The organism is Aquimarina megaterium XH134 (genome assembly GCF_000520975.1).
GTDB classification, from domain to species: Bacteria; Bacteroidota; Bacteroidia; order Flavobacteriales; family Flavobacteriaceae; genus Aquimarina; species Aquimarina megaterium.
This window is the reverse complement of record NZ_JACB01000003.1, coordinates 317,507-337,794: the sequence shown is the minus strand read 5'-3', so window position 1 is coordinate 337,794 and position 20,288 is coordinate 317,507. Positions and strand designations below refer to the sequence as shown.

Here is a 20,288-nt window from a genome sequence, read left to right as displayed (position 1 = left end):
ATTGAATAGTTAAGTACTAGAATCGTTTTTTAATTGTTCTGTAACCCACCTAATTGCTTCTTCAATATTCTCGAAAGACACGATACCTTCTTGGTAAAACATATTTTCTATTCTTATACTTGTCTTCTGAGTTTCGTTGTACGTAACTGCAGCAAAAGCCTTTATATTAGGAAATACATCCTTTATTTTCATATAATCTGTAGCTTCTAATGAATATGAATTTATTCTATGAGAGATATAACCAAAAGAGCGATTACCAAAATGTAAGTTTGTTAATAGAGATAATGTCTTTGCTTTTTCATAATCAAAACAAACACCTTCTGCCACCTCAATGATCAGATAATTTACATAGAAAAAAACTTTACCTAGCTCAAGATCATATTGTTTAATAAGTTTGTCATTCTTTATAGGGTTTGACATATTTAATATTCAGGTTTTAGAGTAAAAAAATCAGAATACAAACGTTTCTACTTTTTTAATGAGCTTTAGAAATTACTTAGTTTTTCGTTTTCCTCTGATTAAAACTTGTTAATTCTATATATTTCAACTTATAAAACCAAGCAAGCCTATATTAAAAGTACTAATAATTATCGGTATTTTGTAGTTACTAGAATTATATCACTTTATATGAAAAGGTATCTCTTTCATCTATTGTGCTTTAAAAAATTAGCATCCATAAAACTCTCAATTTGTATTTCATTGAGTTTCTAACTACATTGTTACAGCAAAACAACTTAATATCAATAGATTATGGAAACAAAAACAAAAACACCCGTATGGTTTTGGATTATTAGTGTCTTAGCACTTTTATGGAATATCATGGGGGTAATGGCATATATTGCTCAAGCTTTTATGACAGATGAAGTATTGGCCACTTTGCCAGAAGGAGAGCAAAATTTTTATAATAATACACCTGCTTGGGTAACTGCTGCTTTTGCCATAGCTGTATTTGCAGGAGCTTTAGGTTGCCTTGCATTACTCCTTAGAAAAAAATGGGCTTCTCCTCTCCTACTTCTTTCACTCATTGCCGTTATTGCACAAGCTACATATAATTTCTTTTTACAGGATTTTGTGGTATTATCAGGCAGCCGAGTTATAATGCCAATCATGATTATAATCGTCGCTATCTTTTTAGTTTGGTTTTCGAGAAACTCTATAGCTAAAGGATTGATTTCGTAATAAAAAACATTTTACTATACACCATATTACTACCTGAATCACGATTATAGATTCAGGTTTTTTTATGAATTTATTTTATATAAAGAATAAAATCATATCAGATCGATTTCATCAAATATTCGAGTCGTGTCATTAATTTTAAGAAAGTTTAACGGTTTTTTTAACTCAGTCTTAAAGACTAATCAGGTGTGTCACCAGTTTAAACATTGTGCACAGATTAAATTAAAATCATAAACTCAAAATTAAACTTAATGAAAACGAAAACCGTATTAAACCGATTTAAAATCGGAGCTTTGGCAGTTGCTCTATCTTTTGCATCCTGTCAAAAAAATGAAGATTTTGATCAAAATCCAGATACTATTGGAGGGCAAGATCAATTTATCGAAAAATATTTCCTGGGAGAACGTGTTCTTGTAAAAAAAGAAGATGATGGAACTTATAGTCTTCAAGGTACTGATGCCAGATTATTTGAAGATCAGTTAACCGATACACAAGTTCCTCTCTCTGATAAACTAGAGCCAGATGCAGGAATAAATGCAAAGTTAGGACTTGGTGGTGGTGTTCGTAAATGGACAAATAATACTATAGTCTATGTAATTAATGGACTGAGCCAATCTGTGAGAAGTGAACTTCAAAAATCGATGGATGAATGGACAAGCAAAACTAATGTTCGTTTTAAAGAGCGTACTAATGAATCAAACTATGTTACGATTAGTAGTAATGGAGATAACTGTAATTGTGGCGTTGCGACTCTGGGAATGAATGGATCAAGAGGATTTATTCGTTTAGGTACTCGTACAACAGCTGTTGTGATCATTCATGAAATCGGACATACTTTAGGGTATATTCATGAGCAAAACCGTTCGGATAGAGATAATCATATTATTATCAATTTTGACAATATCCAGAATGGAGCTAAGGATCAGTTTTACAAAAGTAATTCTGCTACTTTGCTAACCAGAGATTTTGATATTAAATCTACAATGATGTATGGTAGTTATACATTTAGTAAAAACGGAAAACCTACCATAACAGACCTTAACGGAAATGTTTTACCAAGAAGACAAGCTGCACTTTCTGCTCTTGATATCGAAGGAACAAACAAAGCATATCCATCTGATGGTACCCCTCCTGTAGGAACAAACCCATGTGATGGTATTGCAGAATGGGTAAGCGGACAAAGCTATTCTGTAGGAGATAAAGTAACATACCGCGGATTCTTATACGAAAGAGATTTTACAAGATGGAATCGAATTGCAGAATGTAAAGACACTACTCCAAGTGCAGATATTTGTGAAGGAGTTAACGAATATAGTAGAAATAACAGCTATACCGCCGGAGATAAAGTAACCTATAACGGGTTTTTATATATACTAGGAACCAATGGAAGATGGAGCAATGGTGGACGTTGCGGTTCATAAACATTTTTTTGCCTTAAATTAAAAGAAAAAAGGCTGTCTAATGACAGCCTTTTTTATATTATAGTACGTTTGAAGTATTGTCTTTATGATATATCAACATCCTTAAGTTCCTTAAATAATGCCTCTGCAGAATTCATATTGTTATTATAACACTTGGCCACCCATTTTGAAAAGGTAATAAAGACTATAATGGCGATCGGTATAGATATTACAAATGGCCAAATAGATTTGGTACCAGAAAACAAATCTTTATTATTAAGAATCTTTGTAGCTACTGGCAGGATAGCAAACATTAAAAAGAAACCTAGATAGAGCCCTATTTTGGTAACTGTTTGAAATCGTTTTTTACCTTTACTATACTCCAGTAATGTTTCCTTATAATTATTTACAGCAATATTTACTTTTTTCATTTGATAAATTGATCTTAACGATAACACTGGTAAAACTAATAGAATAACTGTAGATACTATGCCTGATAACAAAGTGTACCAGTTATCTAACTTGTTAACATTAATTAATATCAATATTGCCGTACCATAACATATAATAGCTCCTATCATCTCTGGATATGCTATTTTATTTAATTTTTGCCTGTATTGTTCTTGTGTCATCATAATGATCATTTTATCGGTTAACTTTTTTTGTTTTTCTATCTGGTCACTCATCTGAGACCAAACTGTTTGCATTTCTTCCAATTCCATCTCTCTTATTTTTTTACAATTTGCGTTTTCAATTTTTGCTTAATCCTAGAAATTTTAGTTCCAACATTTGTTGGAGATAAACCCGTTATCGCTGCTATTTCTTCATACTTCTTACCTTCTAAAAGCAGTAAAATCAACCCTTTATCTAGCTCATTGAGGTTATGTATATGGGCATATAATTTTTTCAATCGTTCTTCAAATCCTGTGTCATATTGTTCGGTTTGCCGCATGATCACATCATATATTTCTATTTGATTTCCCCTTCGTTTTTCTTTTTTTAATCTTGTAATAGCAGTATTAAGACCTACGCGATACATCCAGGTACTAATTTTAGAATCTCCTTTAAAACTATCATATGATTTCCATAATTGGTAAACAATTTCCTGGTAGAGATCTTTTTGATCCTCGTAATTATTGGTATAAATGGTAGTTATCTTAAAAATAACTCCTTCATTTTCTTTAATAATTCGAGTAAACTCGTATTCTTTACTCATATAGGCCTACTTTTTCCTTATTAGTATGAGACATATCAAAAAAATCACAGAATATTTTATACATATTATATGAGCTCTTAATTATACTCTTAAAATTTACTAAAAATAAGCTATCATAGATAATAATGAGTAGCTCTAAAAAGGTAAGTCTTTTAATCTTTTACCACAATCAATGTAGCTTTAACACCAGTGGTAAGATTCCATTCGCTACTTGTAAGCATGTTGCCTTTGTCATCATAAAGATGAAATTCTGCAGTATTAGGCCCTGATTCTCCTTGATTTAATGCCTGTATGTCTATTTTATTAAATCCTTTAGCAAGATCAACCGAGATACCTTTAAAATCTCCGGTAAGAAATATTTTTGAAACAATAACAGCATCATTAAGATAAATTCTAACCACATCACCATCTACAAACTGATGATCTCTATACATCAATCTTACAAATTCTCCATTACTTTTAAAATCGCCAAGATATTGATCACTTCTATACTCGTCTTTGATTTCATTATCTTTTTTGAACCATTTTGGAACAGCATCTGCTTTGGGTTTAAAAAAACCATCATTACCTGTCATATCAAAAGTTGGCTTACTACGAGCATACTCAGATAATGCTTCTGGAGTTTTATATAAAGACGAATCGCTATTAAAATTTGGGTTTAAACCTTTAGACAGACTATACTTATTTGTATTAAGATCACTTTTGGCATCAATTCGCAAAGAAGTAGAATTTTCTATTTGAGCATGCATTACCATTCCCATACATAACAAAAAAACTATACAAAAATTAGCTTTCATCTCTTTTATGCCTCCTATTAATTTTAAGTAAAGATAAATATTATAGGTCTTTTATGACTGTTAATTCACTATAAAATCTTATTTCCTGTCCATCATTTATACTAATAAAGACGTTATAAATCTGTAATAATTACAATTTCCAACAGTATTAGTTATGCCTATCAATAACTAATTGATCATATTTGAAAATCTTTTTATGTTGATTTTGGAGAATACCCCCTATAAAATACCATGTGTTTTGATGTCTAAATAACTAAATTTGTTCTTATTACTCCAATAATTTTACGGTAAACCATAAATTATTAGAAATATGTAAAAAAATACACCTACAAACTTGTAAGATAAACCTTATATTTATTATTTTGTTATTAAAAATAGGTATGATCTATTATGCTATCGGGGGAGTACTTCTGGTTATGCTCCTTTTTCTGTATATACAGTACAAAAAAGTTACCAAAAAACTTAAAAAAAAGAATATAGAATTAAAATCTTTAAGCAAGGAAACGGAGAAACAGTTTCAATTGCAACAAAACCTTATTTCTATTCTTAGTCAAGAGTTGAGAACACCTTTGTATGGAATAATGGGGCTTACTAATCTTCTAGAAGAAGAATATCCTGATCTTAAAAATGATAAAAACCTGAAATCATTAAAATTTTCTGGGGATTATCTTTTTACACTTATCAATAATGTTTTACATGTTAATTTTTTAGATTCTGAAGAAATTACTGTACAAAATGTATTATTTGATATAAAAGAGGTTACTCAAAACCTTACACATTCTTTTAGTTATGCTACAGAGAATAGTGACAACATATTGCATTTTGAGTTTGATCCAGAAATTGATCAAATGATTTATGGAGATCCTGGTATTCTTTCTCAAATACTGATGAATTTAATAAGTAATGCCTTACGTTTTACCAAAAATGGAAATGTATATTTCTCAGTAATTTTAATTAAGAAAAAAGAAAATATATCTACTATTTCTTTTAAAATTAATCACGATGGAGATGAGCTTTCAAAAGAAGACAAAAAATCTATCTACCAAGAGTTTATTAACGTTGGAAATGCCAAAAAAACATACCTGGGTACAGGAATTAATTCAAAAATAATAAATAGACTTGCTTCGGCTCTAGATGGCGAAATTATTATCCAAAATAATTCTCATGTAGGGTCTGAGTACGCATTGGTTATTGATTTTAAGTCACAAGTTAATAAAGAAGGTATAAACCACAACACTTCGTTTAACAATTCTAATACTTCAAAGCTTAAAGTATTAATTGTAGATGACAATAAATTAAACCTCCTGGTTGCAGACAAAATACTATCTAAAGAAAACTTTGACTGTACGACTATTGATAATGGTTTTGATGCCATAGAATTAGTTAGAGAAAATGAGTATAATGTAATACTTATGGATATTAATATGCCAAAACTAAATGGAATTGGTACTACAAAGAGGATACGTGAGTTTGATACAAAAACACCAATTATTGCTTTAACCGCAGTAGATGTTACCCAATTAAACAGGCAGATTGTACAAGCAGGGCTAAACGATTACATATTAAAACCTTATAACAAAAATCATTTATTAGAAATGATCCACAGACATGTAGATAATCCAATACATACCCACTGAACTAATTAGTTTATAATTATTTGTTGCCCAATTTTTAGCACCGAATTATATTTTAGCGAATTGGTTTTACATATTTCAGAAACTGCCAATCCGTACTTATTGGCTATTCGATGAAGAGTATCTCCTTTACGCACCGTATAAATCTTTTTTTGTTCTTCTTTAATCCTGGCGATATCCTCCATAGTTTTATGAATAACTATTTTGCTCATACGAGTCGATCTATGATATCTGGGCGTCATCCATTTCTTTGTTACAAAAAGAGTATCTGATCTAATTTTTGTATCACTGGCAAACTCAAACAAATACTCTGGATTAATACTTTTACCATGATATCGTACTTCTAAATGTAAATGGCTTCCTCTTGCATTTCCTGTTACCCCTCCTGTGCCAATAGTTTGTCCTTTTTTTACCTCGTCGTTCTCTTTTACTAACGACTTAGAAAGATGAGCATATACAGTCTCTAATCCATTATAATGCCTTACCACTACTGTATTTCCATGTCCACCATGATATCCAACATATCGAATTTTACCTTCTAATATTGATTTTACACTATCTCCGACCTGAAGATCAATATCTATACCTTGATGTGGCCGTCCTCTTCTCCAACCATAACGAGATGTAATTACCATTTTACGATCAACCGGTGGTGAAAAATCTTCATCCTGAAATGCTAATTGAAAGGGAAATGTAAGGTTCTCATTCCAATATGGGTTAAATTGTTGGTTATCCCATTTTGTATTATAGGCCTCTAAATTTTCTGATACATCATTTTCATCAGGAAAATAATTATTATTCTTTTTAGGATAAATGGGTAGGCAGATAATCTCACCTTGTACGACTAATTTTTTATGATCAACTGGAATATTTTCTGTTTGCTCCAAAGTTTCCTGTGCGACTATCATCAGGAATGGTGAAAATATCAGGAAGCAAAATACAAGTCTTTTTTTAATTAAAAACATCAATTATTGTTATACTTTTTTAGTAATTAAAGTAGACCTGGGTAGTGGGTTTATTTTCTACAATATAACTGTAAAAATAATACGTTATTACAATAAGTTAATAATTTATTTTTTAACATCTGCCATGTTTTTTTCGACAATCCCTTTAGAATTTTGATAATCAACACGTTACAAAACATAAGCTATACAGGCTTTCCGTAGGTATTTTACGGGATAATATGTATTTAAAAAACTATTAACACTTTTTAAGAAATTGATATGAAAACATTAGTAATTAGTACAACAATAAATGGCCCTAGTAGTAGTTTAAAATAACACTAATTATTAATTAAATAACCATGAAAAGATCATTCACATTTATTGCTTTGTCAGGGGCATTAATCATGACATCGTGTGTGTCAAAGAAGAAGTATGTTGCATTAGAGCAAGAATTGCAAGACACTCGTAGTACGTTGCAAAAGACTGCAGTAGAAAAAGATGAATTGGAAGGCAAGTTTGCTAAGATTGAAGCTAGAGTAGCTGATTATAATGCTAAGATCAGTTCTTTAAAAGACTCTAATGATGAAAAAATGGTAATGGTAGAAGATGTTGCAGCAATATCTAACAAAACCAAAGAGAAAATGAAAGAAACCTTAGCCAAGGTTGATCAACAAAAACTTCAGGGAGCTAAATCCTTAAAAGATTCGATGAATTTAGCAGTATCTCATAATTTAAAAAATTCTTTATCAGATGATCTAAAACAAGATGAAGATATTTCTATAGATATTGATAATACTGTAGTTATGATATCTATTTCTGATAAAATGTTATTCAAAAGCGGTAGTTACAGAATAAGTAATAAAGCTGATGAAGTATTAAAAAAATTAGCAGATGTAATTAATTCTGAGCCAAGTATTGAAGTAATGATAGAAGGTCATACCGATCCACGAACCATTAGTAATGCAGTTGTGCAAGATAACTGGGACTTAAGTGTAAAAAGAGCAACATCTATTATTAGAAAACTACAATCTAATTACAATGTTGATCCTGCTAAATTAATCGCTTCTGGAAGAAGTAGTTATAAACCTCTTGTAGAGAATGATAGTGAAGAAAATATGGCAATCAACAGACGTACAAGAATCGTATTATTACCAAATATGGATAAGTTTTTTGCAATGCTGTCTTCTAACTAATCATACCTTTTAAATAACAACTACGTTATTTTTTAAAAACGAGATGGATCATCATATTCATCTCGTTTTTAATTTTTATCATATAAAGAATACGGATTAAACCTTTTTATGGTTAGAGTGTCTTAGTAATAAATCAAAACATTTAAAAACTATGAAAAATATAACACTACAAAAAATCCCTGCTTTTTTATTCTTACTAATAACGCTACTAATAACAAGTAGTTTTACTTCTACTATAAATAGTTGGGAACACCTTGGCTCAAGAACAGTAAATTATAGATTAGATAAAGATGTTATAAAGGTAACGGCAAGAAAAGGAGGGTTCAAAAAACTTAAAGTTAAAGTTACAGGAGGCTCTTTAAACATGCACAAAATGGTTATCCAATATGGTAACGGGAAAAAAGATGTAATCCAATTAAAACACAATTTTTCTCGTAAAAGCGAAACAAGAATAATAGACCTTAAAGGCGGAAAGCGCATAATTAGAGATATTACCTTTTTTTATGATACTAAAAATTTATCTAGAAAAAAGGCAAAGGTTCATGTCTTTGGAAAGCATTAAAAATAATATGATACCAGGTTTGTTTAGATAAATCTGGTATTATTTAATCAAGTCTATAATATCCGCATTTAAGATAAGCTCCTTCAGGAAAGGAAATGGGATGATCAATATCATGATTGGTTTTTTCTAATATATTAAACTTTCTTCCAGATTTAAGAATACTCTCCTCAGAAATTTTAAAAAAATCCTCGGCCAAAATCCTAGAAGAACAAGAAGCCAAAACCAAAATCCCGTTAGGAGATACCAGATATGAACCCAGTTCTGCTAATCGAGCATAACTAATCATAGCTTTATGAATTTCGCTTGCCCTTTTCGCAAAAGAAGGAGGATCTATAACTACAATGTCAAATACAATTTTTTGATCTATTAATTTCTGTAATCCATCAAAAGCATCGGCTACAATAACATCATGTTTTCCTTTATGTACGTTTAAAGCAACATTCTCTTTAGCCATATCCAAAGCTTGTTTACTAATATCCAAACTTACAACTTTCCTTGCGCCGCCTTTTAAAGCATGAACCGAAAACCCACCAGCATAAGAAAACACATCCAAAAGAGTTTTATCATAAGCAAGCTCCCCTACTCTTTTTCTATTATGACGATGATCAAGAAAATATCCTGTTTTATGACCTTTAATTACATTTGCAGAAAATAAAACTCCATGTTCTCTAAAAACCACAACCTCATTTTTCAGGGTTCCATAAATTACTTGACCATCTTTTAGATCATACACTTCACCTTTAGATTGTAACAACCTACTTAATCTAAGCACAACACATTTACAACCCGACACAGCAACTAGATGCTCTATGATCCAGTTTAGATAAGGAAACCAAATATGTGAATATAGCTTAATTACAAGAACCTGGTCATACACATCTGCAATACATCCGGGAAGATGGTCATTCTCTCCAAATAACAATCGGTAACTATTGGTATCTGTTTCTAATAAAGGTATTCTTTTTTCGTATGCCTCAGAAATTTTTTCAGCAAACCATGTTGTATTAATCTGTGCTGTTTTCCTAAATTGAATTAATTTAATACGTATAGGAGAATATGGGTCATATAAACCACAAGCCAAAAAAATATTCTTTTTGGTATCATAAACGATCACCAAATCACCTGCTTCTCCTTCTACATTTTGCTTTATAATACTATCTTCAAAAACCCAAGGATGTCTTTGTTTTATTATCTTTTCGGCCGAAGGCCTTACCTTAACAGCAAGCCTTTTAGTTGTTATTTCAGGAACAATATTCATCGTATGCAAGAATAGTGATTATTTTGTTTTCCTAAAATAATTATGTCAAATGAATTAAGATTTTGTTAAATAAAAACCACGAAAATATTGATATGTTTAAATTGTAGAAATAAAAATCAATCCATATGAAACGCATACTCACACTTATCACTATTGTAACGTATCTTTCTTGTTTTGTCACATCGGCGCAGGGTAAAGATCCATTAATTGGAAAAATTATTAAAGAAGCCACAGAAAATTCTAAATTAAAAGAACTGGCACATGAACTTATGGATGGTATTGGACCTAGATTGGTTGGTACTCCACAAATGCAACAAGCTCATGATTGGGCTGTAGCCAAATACAAAACCTGGGGAATTGATGCCAGAAATGAAAAATGGGGAGAATGGCGAGGATGGGAACGAGGAATTACTCACATTGATATGGTATCCCCTTGGGTAAAATCTCTTGAAGGGACTCAACTAGCGTGGAGTCCTGGTACTGGTAGCACCGGTATTGTAGCCGAGTTAATTGTTATTCCAGAAGTAAAAGATTCAATTGCTTTTCAAAAATGGTTACCAAATGTAAAAGGTAAAATTGTAATGATATCTATGAATCAACCTACAGGAAGGCCTGATTATAACTGGGAAGAATTCGCTACAGAGGAATCTTTCAAAAAAATGAAAGAACAAAGAAGTAAGCAAACAAAAGCATGGAGAGAAAACATAAAAAAAACTGGATATAATCGTCGAACTCTTGCTCCTGCTTTAGAACAAGCCGGTGCTGTAGGTATAGCACAAAGTAATTGGTCTAAGGGGTTTGGAGTGAACAAAATATTTAGTGCACGAACAAAAAAAATACCAACAGTAGACCTATCATTAGAAGATTACGGAATGTTATATCGTTTGGTAAAACATGGTTCTAATCCAAAAATAAAAATTGTATCAGAATCTAAAGAATTAGGAATGATGCCTACATTTAATACAATTGCAGAAATAAAAGGAACCGAAAAACCTGATGAATATATTATTCTTTCTGCACATTTTGATTCATGGGATGGCGGTACCGGAGCTACAGATAACGGTACCGGAACCATAACTATGATGGAAGCTGCACGTATCCTTAAAAAAATATATCCAAATCCAAAACGTACTATACTTATAGGACTTTGGGGAAGTGAAGAACAAGGTTTAAATGGATCCAGAGCTTTTGTAGAAGATCATCCAAAAATTGTATCGGGTGTACAAGCTTTATTTAATCAGGATAATGGTACAGGACGTGTGGTTCGTCTATCTGGGCAAGGGTTCCTACATTCTTATGATTATGTAGGAAGATGGTTAGAAGCTGTTCCCGAAAACATCACTAAGCATATAGAAACTACGTTCCCAGGCACTCCTGGCGGAGGCGGTTCGGATTACGCTTCTTTCGTATCAGCCGGAGCTCCCGCGTTTTCATTAAGTTCACTTAATTGGTCGTACTGGAATTATACTTGGCATACAAATCGTGATACATATGATAAAATTATATTCGATGATGTACTTAATAATGTAATTTTAACTGCGATTCTGGCATATAAAGCTAGTGAAGACCCAAAGAAAACTTCGAGAGAAAAAAGTGTATTACCCGTAAATAAACGTACAAAAAAACAACGCACCTGGCCAGAATTAAGAAGCCCAAACCGAAAAGGAGGACAAAACTAATTATAACAGAAACAAAAAACGAGACTGTTTTATTACAGTCTCGTTTTTAAACTTGTTTTTCGAGTAATGATCAATACCAGAGACAACCTCCAGATCCGCCAATACCAGTACAGATACCAGCATCACAGAACGGACCTCCAGGAGCAAGTTCACAACACATTCTACCTCTTTGTGTGCAGGCATAACGTCCTGCCCCAGAGATTTTGCTTTGCTCCTCTTTACTGAGAGCTTTTACGCCATCTAGGTTTAAGATAATTTTCATTTGTGTAAATATTTGTGGTTAATTGAGATTTCATAGTATTTATTTGATTAGTCTTCTGTTGATCAATAGAATATAGTTTTTATAACAAGTTCTAAATTCATAGAATACTAATCTCAGTAAAAGTAATATAATTACGCTGTATTTGGATACAGGAAAAACTCAAAAAAAGTACTGTTTAATTATCAGAATGGCCATAAAAAAAGCATCCATCCCAAGATGTATCAGGATAAACGCTCTTATTTATATTGTTTGAATCAAGAATTCTTTTAAGTAAAAACTCAATTCTATGATTGGTTTAAAGCAAATAAACCTTTTTTTAAAGCACTCATCTCAAGATATATCAAGATACGCGCCCTATAGGTATCGTTAAAACTAATTTGCTTATCTTCAAGAAATTATTCATTTCTTTACTGCCTATACTTACTAGACGAACATTCTTTACTTTTGTTACACAATAAAACTGAATTATTTTACAAAACACTGATTAACAATATATTATAACAAAAAATAATAATCATTTGTTATAAATGAATGTTATAAAAAGATTTTTATCATATTTATAAAATTAAATATGTATATTTGTTATATGAATAATGCAAGAATACTTGAAATAAATAAAGCTTTATCGAATGCAACACGTTTAGATATACTTAAGTGGTTAAAAGATCCAGAGGCTAATTTCCCTCCTCATGAAGAACTTGGGCATTTCAACGATGGTGTATGCGGACAACATATTAAGGATAAATCAGGGTTATCTCAACCTACTATATCACACTATCTAACTGGCATGTATAAAGCTGGTCTGTTAATTACAACTAGACATGGGAAATGGACATATTTTAAAAGGAATGAATCTGTAATTAAAGAATTTTTAGAAACCATAAATAAGGAGTTATAAAAAAATTTAGTTATACATATTTATAAAATTAAATATATAATTATACTAATATCAAAATGAATATAGAAAAAGTAAACATCGACGACAAGTTCTCTCTCTTTTCTGATCATTGGAATCCTCGAATTGTTGGAGAACTTAATGGGCAACATGTAAAATTAGTAAAGTTTAAAGGTGAATTTGTATGGCATAAACATGATAATGAAGATGAAATGTTTTATGTTGTAAATGGTGAATTTAAAATGGAGTTTCGCGATCGAACGGTACATTTAAAAGCCAATGAGTTTTTGATTATTCCAAAAGGAACAGAGCATAGACCAGTGGCAGAACAAGAAGTTTCTGTAATGCTCTTCGAGCCAAACACTACAATCAATACAGGGAACACTCCTGGAAATTTAACGCGAGATAAATTAGAAACCATCTAAAAAGAAAATGTATGAAAATCTTAGTTATTGGTGCTACTGGTACAATAGGCAGTGCAATTTATGACACCCTTAAGAATGAGTATAATGATGTATTTGGTGCTCATCGAAATAGTAAATCCTACCCTGTAGACATTACGAACAAAACATCTATAAAAGCGTTATTTGAAAAACTACCAAAAATAGACGCAGTAATTAATGCCGCAGGCACTGCTTCCTGGAAACCATTATCAGAATTAACAGAAGATGATTATTATATAGGGATACGTAGTAAATTAATGGGCCAAGTCAACCTTGTACATGTAGCAAAAGATTATATAAATGACAATGCCTCAATAACCCTAACAACTGGTATTCTGGCAGAACATTATGAACCTAATGCTGTTGGGTTATCACTTGTAAATGGTGCTCTACACAGTTTTGTTAGTGCAGCATCAAAAGAATTAGATCGTGGGATTCGGTTAAATGTTGTGGCTCCTGGTGCTATTGCAGGAGATTTTCCCAAAGATCAAAAATTTGCTGGATACTACCCTGTTAATATTACAGATGTAGTAGATAGTTACAAACAACTATTTAACAACAGCAACACTGGTACTATTTGTAAAAAATATTAAATAACAAAACACATAAAATCATGAAAATTTCAATGTATCAGATCGATGCTTTTACCAAAACACTATTTGGGGGTAATCCTGCTGCAATATGTCATTTACCACATTGGTTAGAGGACCAAACTCTACAGAACATTGCAGTAGAAAACAATTTGGCAGAAACAGGTTTTTTTGTAAAAAAAGATAATATCTACGAAATAAGATGGTTTATGCCTCATGCAGAAATTGACTTATGTGGTCATGCTACACTTGCATCGGCATATGTAATTTTCAACTATCTTGACACTTCTATCAACGAAATTACATTTTCTTCAAAAAGTGGAATTCTAAAGGCCAAAAAAGAGACTAACGGAACAATCACATTAGATTTTCCTTCGAGACCTCCGGAGCCTGTTGAAATTCCATCCGAAATTTATCAGGCTCTAAACGCAAAACCTATTGCTACTTTTGCTGCTCGTGATTTGGTGATCACACTTTCGTCTGAAGAAGAAGTATTAAACGAGAATCCTAAACTCGATTTACTTAAAGACCTGCCCTATTTATGTATTGTAATCACTGCCGAAGGAAAACATGCAGATTTTGTTTCTCGTGTATTTGATGCAAATGGGATTATTCAACCCGAAGACCCGGTTACAGGCTCTGCTCATGCTTCTCTGGTCCCATTTTGGGCTAAAAAACTAGGTAAAAATAATCTTAAAGCTCAGCAACTATCTGCTCGTAGAGGAGAATTAGATTGCAAATTAGATGGAAACCGTGTTTTCCTTAGCGGACATTCGGTTCCATACCTTATTGGAGAAATAGAAATATAATTTATAGAAAGTGTAATTTTGTAAAACCAAATAGCAGTATTTGGTTTTACAAAATTAACACGGTATACTATCATATTAGTAATACTTATCATGACAACATTAAGAAACAGGCAATGGATTTATACTAAAAGACCTGAGAAATTAGTAGACAATAGTCATTATACCATAAAAGAAACGACCATTTCTAAGTTATATCTTAAACCTGGTGAAGCATTGATAAAATCAGAATATTTTAGTATAGATCCATATATGCGTATTCAGCAATCCAGTAAAAACACCTGGGAAAGCCCTCATCCTTTAAATACTATTCAAGGCGGAGCAGTAGTTGGTCAAATAATAGCTATAAACGGTTCTAACACTTCTCTTAAAACTGGTGATTGGGTATTGTCATACACTGGTTGGCAAGAATATGCTATTACTGAAGCTAATAATCTTCGGAAATTAGACCCAAACCAAACTCCTGTAACCACTGCATTAGGAGTCTTAGGAATGCCTGCGCGTATTGCATATTTTGGATTAATTGAAGCTGGAAAACCTAAAACAGGAGAAACTATTGTCGTGTCCGGTGCCTCTGGAGCGGTTGGGCAAATTGTTGTACAGATAGCAAAATTAAAAGGGTGTAAAGTGGTAGGTATTGCAGGGTCAGATAAAAAGACCAAATATCTACAAGATGAGCTGAAAGTAGATGCTATAATCAACTATAAAAAACACTCCTCTGCAATAGAAATGAAAAATGAACTTTCTAAAATATGCCCAGAAGGAATAGATATATATTATGATAATGTAGGAGGGTTTATCACCGATGCTATATTCGAATTAATAAATACTAATGCAAGGATCATAATTTGTGGTCAAATTTCTCAATATTCGGGCGGGTTGGATAATCCAGAATTAGGTCCTAGGTTTTTACATAAATTACTATATAAGAGAGCAACAATACAAGGAGTATTAGCAAGAGATTATAATCATAAAATGGATGAAATGCTTAAAGAAATGACTCCATGGGTAATTAATAAGTCAATAAAATACAAAGAAACAATTATTGAAGGATTTGAAAACCTACCCAATGCTTTAAATATGCTTTTCTACGGGGAAAACATGGGAAAATTAATTGTAAAAATATAATTACTATTAATCATCCATAAATAGCTGATTGATTTTAGATCTCAATTTTCGTTTATAATCTTCTTCTAACCAATCTCTATAATTCTTAGTACTTTTACTAATACAATAAGAATATCTGCGTACACGATACTCTATGTCCTGATCCAAAAGTTTACTTAGAATTCGTGCATCAAAAACGTCTTCGCTATTTTGTACGCACATTATAGCATGCTGCTCTATAGATTTTTCAAGAACCGTTAAACTTCTATGTCCATAACGTTTGGTTTTTGCATATTCGGCTTCGATATCAAACTCAATATCTTCAGATTTTAAAAACTCTTTTCTTAACTCCTCTGGTAATACATACCTAAAATTACGTTCTATTTCCTCATCCCCTACCAGGTTATCATAATAGAAATCTGGCGACCTAAAAATAGATTGCCAGTCAACATCAGAATTCCATAATCCAAATCTTGCCGTATTATTTCCTAAATCGATTATTGAAAATTCTGGCTTAGTAGGTAATATACGGGACCCCCTACCAATCATCTGAAAATATAATGTAAGTGATTTTGTCGCTCTATTAAGTATAATACTCTCTACTGTGGGTTCATCGAATCCTGTAGTAAGAATGCTCACAGAAGTAAGTATTGCATCACTCGTATTTTTAAACCATACCAAAATATCTTCTCTTTCTTGCTTACTATTTGTATTATCAAGGTGACGAATGGGATATCCGGCTTTTTTAAAAGTTTCATAAACATAAATAGAAGTATTGATTCCGTTATTAAAAATCAATGTTTTTTTACCTTTTGATCTTTCCTCATAAGCATGCAATAGCTTATCCTGCATTAACATGTTGGTATACAGATCTTCTGAAGATTTTACAGTATAATCTCCATTCATCCCTATTTTCAATGATCCTAATCCAACATCATAGGTATAAATTACAGGTTTAGCTAAAAACCCGCTATTAATTAATGAACCAATTGTATCACCTACAATCAATTCATTATAATTATCCTTCATCGGGAGTTTCATATTAGAACTAAGTGGTGTAGCAGTAACCCCAAGGATAAAACAATTGCTAAAAAATTTAAAAAGCTTTCTAAACGAATTATAGTGAGCTTCATCGATAATAACCATTCCTACATTATAAAGCTCTAGATGATCCTCATTAAGCCTGTTATTAAGGGTTTCTACCATTGCAACAAAACACATATATTCGTTTTGATCATCGAGTTCCTTAACAGAGCTATTTATGATTTTATTCTTTACCCCAAACTCGGTTAGCATTTTTGAGGTTTGACCACAGAGTTCAATTCGATGTGTAAGAACAACGACTTTTTTTCGAGTGGATTCTATATATCTTCTAACAATTTCAGAAAAAATAACTGTCTTTCCTCCTCCGGTAGGAAGTTGATACAACAGATTATATTTTTGGGAAAATTCTTTTAGACGATTAAATATCTTATCTATATCCCGTTTCTGATAATCGTAAAGTACTTTTTGTTCTTTTTTATCTACCCTCTTGGGTTGTAATCCCATGTAATTCCTATTAAAAAAATAAACTACAAAATTAAACACTTTTAAAGGTTATATGAAAGAATTGAGAAGATATATTTAATCTATTTACATTTTATTTTTACTATCTTATCAGAATTCATATAAGTCCTAATCTGTATGTAAAAACTAGACATTTTTTGTTTCTTTACGTTTTTTTGTATACTATTAATTTATCATCATTGTAAATTTCAAGAACAGTTGTTATTTTACTTTTATCTTTTCAATAAATACCTATTTAATGGCTAAAGCAGACAAAGATCTAATCCCTGTACAGGCACTTTTAATTCCTAAATCTATTGTATATACAGCAAAAGTATTGAATTGGATATCCCCTCTTCTGGCTTCAAGATTTGCTGCTAGAATATTCTTAACTCCTTTTGGTTACAAAATGCCCGATAGAGAGAAAGAAATGTATGAAAAAAGTAAAAAAGAAAGAATTCGAATTAAAAAAATTAACCGAGAGGTTATCGTCTATAACTATGGAAATTCTGATAAAAAAATTCTTTTAGCTCACGGTTGGTCTGGAAGTGGAACGCAACTTTCTAAAATTGCAGATCAATTATTAGAACATGGATATAGCACTGTAAGTTTTGATGCTCCAGCACATGGGCATGCTCCGGGAAAAAGAAGTATGCTACCCTTTTTTATCGAAACAATACACCAATTAGAAAAAACTCATGGTCCATTTGAAGCAGCAATAGGACATTCATTAGGTGGAATGTCATTATTAAGAACTACCCGGTTTGGATTACAAATTAAATCCCTGGTTATTATTGGTACCGCCAATAGTATTACCGCAATCACTAAAAATTTTGCAAAAAACTTACAATTAAACCAAAAAGTGGGTCGTTTATTAAAAACATACTTTGATAAAAGGTATGGAGAAGATCTTGACAATTACTCTGGAGCAACCTCTGCTGTCGGAGTTAACATACCAACTCTAGTAGTACATGATAAAAATGATGTTGATGTACATTATAGTGCAGCTCATGAAATCATTAATAATCTAGAAAACGGACAACTGCTTCTTACTGAACAATTAGGTCACAGAAAAATTTTGGGAGACCCAAAAGTAATATCCAAAATCATAGAATTTATTTTGGAATAGTTATTGATTAGTTATTCTAAGCCAGTTTATACGACTACTTAGGTATAACTTTAATTAAAATTAGAAAAAACTATGAAACGTTTTATTGTATTATGTATTAGTATTCTGGCAATAAGTTGCACAAGTACAGCGCAAAAAGAGGATAAAAAAGAGAGTAAAGTATATGCTGTTTCTAAAACGGATGCTGAATGGAAAAAGATTCTAACATCCGAACAATACTATATTCTTAGACAAGCCGGAACAGAAAGACCATTTTCTAGCCCTTTAAATAAATTATATGCTCATGGTACATTTTATTGCGCTGCATGTAATACTCCGCTATACGAAAGTAAATACAAATTTGATAGCGGAACAGGTTGGCCAAGTTTTGACCGTGCAATAGAAGGAAGCATAGATAAGGATATTGATCACAAATTAGGATATGCTCGATCCGAACTCTTATGTGCTACATGTGGTGGACATTTAGGCCATGTATTTAGTGATGGACCCAAAGAAACAACAGGAATGAGACATTGCATTAATGGTGATGCTCTAGTATTTAAATCTAATGAGTAAAAAAATGAGCAAATATCCGATACAAAAATCTGAAGCCGAATGGAAAAAGAAGCTAACAGAAGAACAATATAGAGTATTGAGACAAAAAGGAACCGAAAGACCATTTACCGGAGAATATAATATGCATTTTGAAGATGGAGCATATACCTGCATGGCTTGTGATACACCTTTATTTAAAAGTGTTTCTAAATTTGATTCGGGATGTGGCTGGCCAAGTTTTGATGAATCAATAGAAGGAAGAGTAGAATATATAAAAGATACATCGCACGGTATGATACGTACAGAAATATTATGTGCAAACTGCGGTAGTCACTTAGGTCATGTATTTAATGATGGCCCAACAACTACAGGTCAACGTTATTGTGTAAACTCTGTTAGTATAGACTTTAATAAAAAATAAATCGATAATAAATAAAATTTAGAATTCATGAGAAAAATTTTCGCACTACTATGTCTAGCCACATTTATATTTACATCTTGTTCTAACGATGATGATACAGATTTTGATACTATAGCAAATACCTTTGAAGTAACAGGAACATTTAATACAGCTAATAACTTTCGAATAGAAGCTGTAGTACCAGATAATGTTAATGTGTTAGACTCGGATGTTGCGTTGGTTTATATACTAGACCCTGAAAAATCAACAGCTCAGGTTGATGTGTGGGAACCACTACCAAGAACTTTTTTCTTTGCTCCTGGTGAATTTGCTCAATTTCAATTCAATTTTATTTTTAATGAAGCACAAAATATTGCAAGTATTGATATATTTTTAGAGAGTGATGATCTAAATGCATTGGCTGCTGATATTACAGACAATCAATCTTTCAGGATTGTAGTTATACCTTCAACCTTTGCAAAAAATTCAAAAATAGATTTCTCTGATTTTAAAGCTGTAAAAAGAGCACTTAAATTAGATTTTTAAAGAAATACATAATTCAATTATATTTTATAATACGTACTAATTATAATAAGAACTACTAAAAATTAACACCACGTTTATATAACGTGGTGTTTTTTTGTCCTTTTTAATGAAAATCTTATTCTTAGGGAATACTTAAATCCTTTTTTGGTTAGCCGAATTATCCTTAAAT

Annotated in this window: 23 protein-coding genes; 15 read left to right on the top strand and 8 right to left on the bottom strand. The window is 31.7% G+C overall.

Going from position 1 to position 20,288, the window contains the following annotated elements:
• Positions 1-9: 9 nt before the first annotated feature.
• Positions 10-420, bottom strand: coding sequence for a hypothetical protein (locus Z053_RS0104330; RefSeq protein ID WP_025663812.1), 411 nt, complete (start codon positions 418-420; stop codon positions 10-12).
• A gap of 330 nt (positions 421-750) precedes the next feature.
• Between Z053_RS0104330 and Z053_RS0104325 the strand changes: the two genes are divergently transcribed.
• Together Z053_RS0104325 and Z053_RS0104320 are read left to right on the top strand one after the other, a co-directional pair.
• On the top strand, positions 751-1,179 hold the full coding sequence (locus Z053_RS0104325; RefSeq protein WP_025663811.1) for a hypothetical protein: 429 nt from the start codon (positions 751-753) through the stop codon (positions 1,177-1,179).
• 251 nt (positions 1,180-1,430) lie between these two features.
• Positions 1,431-2,600 carry a M12 family metallopeptidase gene (locus Z053_RS0104320; protein ID WP_025663810.1) on the top strand — a complete coding sequence of 390 codons (1,170 nt, stop codon included), beginning with the start codon at positions 1,431-1,433 and terminating at the stop codon, positions 2,598-2,600.
• 83 nt (positions 2,601-2,683) lie between these two features.
• On the opposite strand, the gene Z053_RS0104315 is transcribed toward Z053_RS0104320, so the two are convergent.
• The 3 genes from Z053_RS0104315 to Z053_RS0104305 form a co-directional block, all read right to left on the bottom strand.
• Positions 2,684-3,301 (bottom strand): hypothetical protein, encoded by a 618-nt coding sequence (locus Z053_RS0104315; protein ID WP_025663809.1) that lies wholly within the window; start codon positions 3,299-3,301, stop codon positions 2,684-2,686.
• A gap of 5 nt (positions 3,302-3,306) precedes the next feature.
• Positions 3,307-3,795, bottom strand: coding sequence for an RNA polymerase sigma factor (locus tag Z053_RS0104310; RefSeq protein ID WP_025663808.1), 489 nt, complete (start codon positions 3,793-3,795; stop codon positions 3,307-3,309).
• Between the two features lie 152 nt (positions 3,796-3,947).
• A complete protein-coding gene (locus Z053_RS0104305; protein WP_035094965.1) occupies positions 3,948-4,592 on the bottom strand; it encodes a hypothetical protein in 645 nt (214 codons plus the stop codon).
• 380 nt (positions 4,593-4,972) lie between these two features.
• Here Z053_RS0104305 and Z053_RS0104300 point away from each other — a divergent pair, with 380 nt between their 5' ends.
• Entirely contained in the window at positions 4,973-6,229 is a 1,257-nt protein-coding gene (locus tag Z053_RS0104300) for a response regulator (RefSeq protein WP_025663806.1), read from the top strand.
• A 5-nt stretch (positions 6,230-6,234) separates the two neighbouring features.
• Here Z053_RS0104300 and Z053_RS0104295 read toward each other — a convergent pair whose 3' ends face one another.
• The gene (locus Z053_RS0104295; RefSeq protein WP_025663805.1) at positions 6,235-7,134 is read right to left on the bottom strand and encodes a M23 family metallopeptidase; all 900 of its coding nucleotides are present in this window, start codon (positions 7,132-7,134) and stop codon (positions 6,235-6,237) included.
• Between the two features lie 395 nt (positions 7,135-7,529).
• On the opposite strand from Z053_RS0104295, the gene Z053_RS0104290 reads away from it, so the two are divergent.
• Together Z053_RS0104290 and Z053_RS0104285 are read left to right on the top strand one after the other, a co-directional pair.
• Positions 7,530-8,363 carry an OmpA/MotB family protein gene (locus Z053_RS0104290; RefSeq protein ID WP_025663804.1) on the top strand — a complete coding sequence of 278 codons (834 nt, stop codon included), beginning with the start codon at positions 7,530-7,532 and terminating at the stop codon, positions 8,361-8,363.
• Between the two features lie 151 nt (positions 8,364-8,514).
• The gene (locus Z053_RS0104285) at positions 8,515-8,925 is read left to right on the top strand and encodes a DUF2541 family protein (protein WP_025663803.1); all 411 of its coding nucleotides are present in this window, start codon (positions 8,515-8,517) and stop codon (positions 8,923-8,925) included.
• 43 nt (positions 8,926-8,968) lie between these two features.
• Here Z053_RS0104285 and Z053_RS0104280 read toward each other — a convergent pair whose 3' ends face one another.
• Positions 8,969-10,183 carry a class I SAM-dependent rRNA methyltransferase gene (locus Z053_RS0104280; RefSeq protein WP_035094960.1) on the bottom strand — a complete coding sequence of 405 codons (1,215 nt, stop codon included), beginning with the start codon at positions 10,181-10,183 and terminating at the stop codon, positions 8,969-8,971.
• Positions 10,184-10,308: 125 nt separating this feature from the next.
• Between Z053_RS0104280 and Z053_RS0104275 the strand changes: the two genes are divergently transcribed.
• Complete coding sequence (locus Z053_RS0104275; RefSeq protein WP_025663801.1) at positions 10,309-11,862, top strand: M20/M25/M40 family metallo-hydrolase; 1,554 nt, start codon at positions 10,309-10,311, stop codon at positions 11,860-11,862.
• Between the two features lie 70 nt (positions 11,863-11,932).
• Here Z053_RS0104275 and Z053_RS0104270 read toward each other — a convergent pair whose 3' ends face one another.
• Complete coding sequence (locus tag Z053_RS0104270; protein WP_025663800.1) at positions 11,933-12,124, bottom strand: hypothetical protein; 192 nt, start codon at positions 12,122-12,124, stop codon at positions 11,933-11,935.
• Between the two features lie 571 nt (positions 12,125-12,695).
• Between Z053_RS0104270 and Z053_RS0104265 the strand changes: the two genes are divergently transcribed.
• The 5 genes from Z053_RS0104265 (at position 12,696) to Z053_RS0104245 (ending at position 15,986) form a co-directional block, all read left to right on the top strand.
• Positions 12,696-13,022, top strand: coding sequence for an ArsR/SmtB family transcription factor (locus tag Z053_RS0104265; protein ID WP_241459807.1), 327 nt, complete (start codon positions 12,696-12,698; stop codon positions 13,020-13,022).
• A gap of 56 nt (positions 13,023-13,078) precedes the next feature.
• Complete coding sequence (locus tag Z053_RS0104260) at positions 13,079-13,444, top strand: cupin domain-containing protein (protein WP_035094950.1); 366 nt, start codon at positions 13,079-13,081, stop codon at positions 13,442-13,444.
• A gap of 11 nt (positions 13,445-13,455) precedes the next feature.
• Positions 13,456-14,055: a short chain dehydrogenase gene (locus Z053_RS0104255; protein ID WP_025663797.1), complete on the top strand. Its 600-nt coding sequence runs from the start codon at positions 13,456-13,458 to the stop codon at positions 14,053-14,055.
• Between the two features lie 20 nt (positions 14,056-14,075).
• Entirely contained in the window at positions 14,076-14,861 is a 786-nt protein-coding gene (locus tag Z053_RS0104250) for a PhzF family phenazine biosynthesis protein (protein ID WP_025663796.1), read from the top strand.
• Between the two features lie 90 nt (positions 14,862-14,951).
• A complete protein-coding gene (locus Z053_RS0104245) occupies positions 14,952-15,986 on the top strand; it encodes an NADP-dependent oxidoreductase (protein ID WP_025663795.1) in 1,035 nt (344 codons plus the stop codon).
• A 6-nt stretch (positions 15,987-15,992) separates the two neighbouring features.
• Here the strand turns inward: Z053_RS0104245 and Z053_RS0104240 are convergent, their stop codons facing one another.
• Positions 15,993-17,513, bottom strand: a complete 1,521-nt coding sequence (locus Z053_RS0104240) for a DEAD/DEAH box helicase (protein ID WP_025663794.1) — start codon at positions 17,511-17,513, stop codon at positions 15,993-15,995.
• A gap of 256 nt (positions 17,514-17,769) precedes the next feature.
• Here Z053_RS0104240 and Z053_RS0104235 point away from each other — a divergent pair, with 256 nt between their 5' ends.
• The 4 genes from Z053_RS0104235 (at position 17,770) to Z053_RS0104220 (ending at position 20,119) form a co-directional block, all read left to right on the top strand.
• Positions 17,770-18,639, top strand: a complete 870-nt coding sequence (locus tag Z053_RS0104235) for an alpha/beta hydrolase (protein ID WP_025663793.1) — start codon at positions 17,770-17,772, stop codon at positions 18,637-18,639.
• A gap of 72 nt (positions 18,640-18,711) precedes the next feature.
• Positions 18,712-19,194 (top strand): peptide-methionine (R)-S-oxide reductase MsrB, encoded by a 483-nt coding sequence (msrB, locus tag Z053_RS0104230; protein ID WP_025663792.1) that lies wholly within the window; start codon positions 18,712-18,714, stop codon positions 19,192-19,194.
• 4 nt (positions 19,195-19,198) lie between these two features.
• The gene (gene msrB, locus Z053_RS0104225) at positions 19,199-19,594 is read left to right on the top strand and encodes a peptide-methionine (R)-S-oxide reductase MsrB (RefSeq protein WP_025663791.1); all 396 of its coding nucleotides are present in this window, start codon (positions 19,199-19,201) and stop codon (positions 19,592-19,594) included.
• A gap of 27 nt (positions 19,595-19,621) precedes the next feature.
• Positions 19,622-20,119 (top strand): hypothetical protein, encoded by a 498-nt coding sequence (locus tag Z053_RS0104220; RefSeq protein ID WP_025663790.1) that lies wholly within the window; start codon positions 19,622-19,624, stop codon positions 20,117-20,119.
• Positions 20,120-20,288 lie beyond the last annotated feature (169 nt).

What these genes read in the sequence shown, in the direction of transcription:
- Z053_RS0104330 (WP_025663812.1), bottom strand. Translation starts at nt 420, where the DNA reads ATGTCAAACCCTATAAAGAATGACAAACTTATTAAACAATATGATCTT.
- Z053_RS0104325 (WP_025663811.1), top strand. Translation starts at nt 751, where the DNA reads ATGGAAACAAAAACAAAAACACCCGTATGGTTTTGGATTATTAGTGTC.
- Z053_RS0104320 (WP_025663810.1), top strand. Translation starts at nt 1,431, where the DNA reads ATGAAAACGAAAACCGTATTAAACCGATTTAAAATCGGAGCTTTGGCA.
- Z053_RS0104315 (WP_025663809.1), bottom strand. Translation starts at nt 3,301, where the DNA reads ATGGAATTGGAAGAAATGCAAACAGTTTGGTCTCAGATGAGTGACCAG.
- Z053_RS0104310 (WP_025663808.1), bottom strand. Translation starts at nt 3,795, where the DNA reads ATGAGTAAAGAATACGAGTTTACTCGAATTATTAAAGAAAATGAAGGA.
- Z053_RS0104305 (WP_035094965.1), bottom strand. Translation starts at nt 4,592, where the DNA reads ATGAAAGCTAATTTTTGTATAGTTTTTTTGTTATGTATGGGAATGGTA.
- Z053_RS0104300 (WP_025663806.1), top strand. Translation starts at nt 4,973, where the DNA reads ATGATCTATTATGCTATCGGGGGAGTACTTCTGGTTATGCTCCTTTTT.
- Z053_RS0104295 (WP_025663805.1), bottom strand. Translation starts at nt 7,134, where the DNA reads ATGATAGTCGCACAGGAAACTTTGGAGCAAACAGAAAATATTCCAGTT.
- Z053_RS0104290 (WP_025663804.1), top strand. Translation starts at nt 7,530, where the DNA reads ATGAAAAGATCATTCACATTTATTGCTTTGTCAGGGGCATTAATCATG.
- Z053_RS0104285 (WP_025663803.1), top strand. Translation starts at nt 8,515, where the DNA reads ATGAAAAATATAACACTACAAAAAATCCCTGCTTTTTTATTCTTACTA.
- Z053_RS0104280 (WP_035094960.1), bottom strand. Translation starts at nt 10,183, where the DNA reads ATGAATATTGTTCCTGAAATAACAACTAAAAGGCTTGCTGTTAAGGTA.
- Z053_RS0104275 (WP_025663801.1), top strand. Translation starts at nt 10,309, where the DNA reads ATGAAACGCATACTCACACTTATCACTATTGTAACGTATCTTTCTTGT.
- Z053_RS0104270 (WP_025663800.1), bottom strand. Translation starts at nt 12,124, where the DNA reads ATGAAAATTATCTTAAACCTAGATGGCGTAAAAGCTCTCAGTAAAGAG.
- Z053_RS0104265 (WP_241459807.1), top strand. Translation starts at nt 12,696, where the DNA reads ATGTATATTTGTTATATGAATAATGCAAGAATACTTGAAATAAATAAA.
- Z053_RS0104260 (WP_035094950.1), top strand. Translation starts at nt 13,079, where the DNA reads ATGAATATAGAAAAAGTAAACATCGACGACAAGTTCTCTCTCTTTTCT.
- Z053_RS0104255 (WP_025663797.1), top strand. Translation starts at nt 13,456, where the DNA reads ATGAAAATCTTAGTTATTGGTGCTACTGGTACAATAGGCAGTGCAATT.
- Z053_RS0104250 (WP_025663796.1), top strand. Translation starts at nt 14,076, where the DNA reads ATGAAAATTTCAATGTATCAGATCGATGCTTTTACCAAAACACTATTT.
- Z053_RS0104245 (WP_025663795.1), top strand. Translation starts at nt 14,952, where the DNA reads ATGACAACATTAAGAAACAGGCAATGGATTTATACTAAAAGACCTGAG.
- Z053_RS0104240 (WP_025663794.1), bottom strand. Translation starts at nt 17,513, where the DNA reads ATGGGATTACAACCCAAGAGGGTAGATAAAAAAGAACAAAAAGTACTT.
- Z053_RS0104235 (WP_025663793.1), top strand. Translation starts at nt 17,770, where the DNA reads ATGGCTAAAGCAGACAAAGATCTAATCCCTGTACAGGCACTTTTAATT.
- msrB (WP_025663792.1), top strand. Translation starts at nt 18,712, where the DNA reads ATGAAACGTTTTATTGTATTATGTATTAGTATTCTGGCAATAAGTTGC.
- msrB (WP_025663791.1), top strand. Translation starts at nt 19,199, where the DNA reads ATGAGCAAATATCCGATACAAAAATCTGAAGCCGAATGGAAAAAGAAG.
- Z053_RS0104220 (WP_025663790.1), top strand. Translation starts at nt 19,622, where the DNA reads ATGAGAAAAATTTTCGCACTACTATGTCTAGCCACATTTATATTTACA.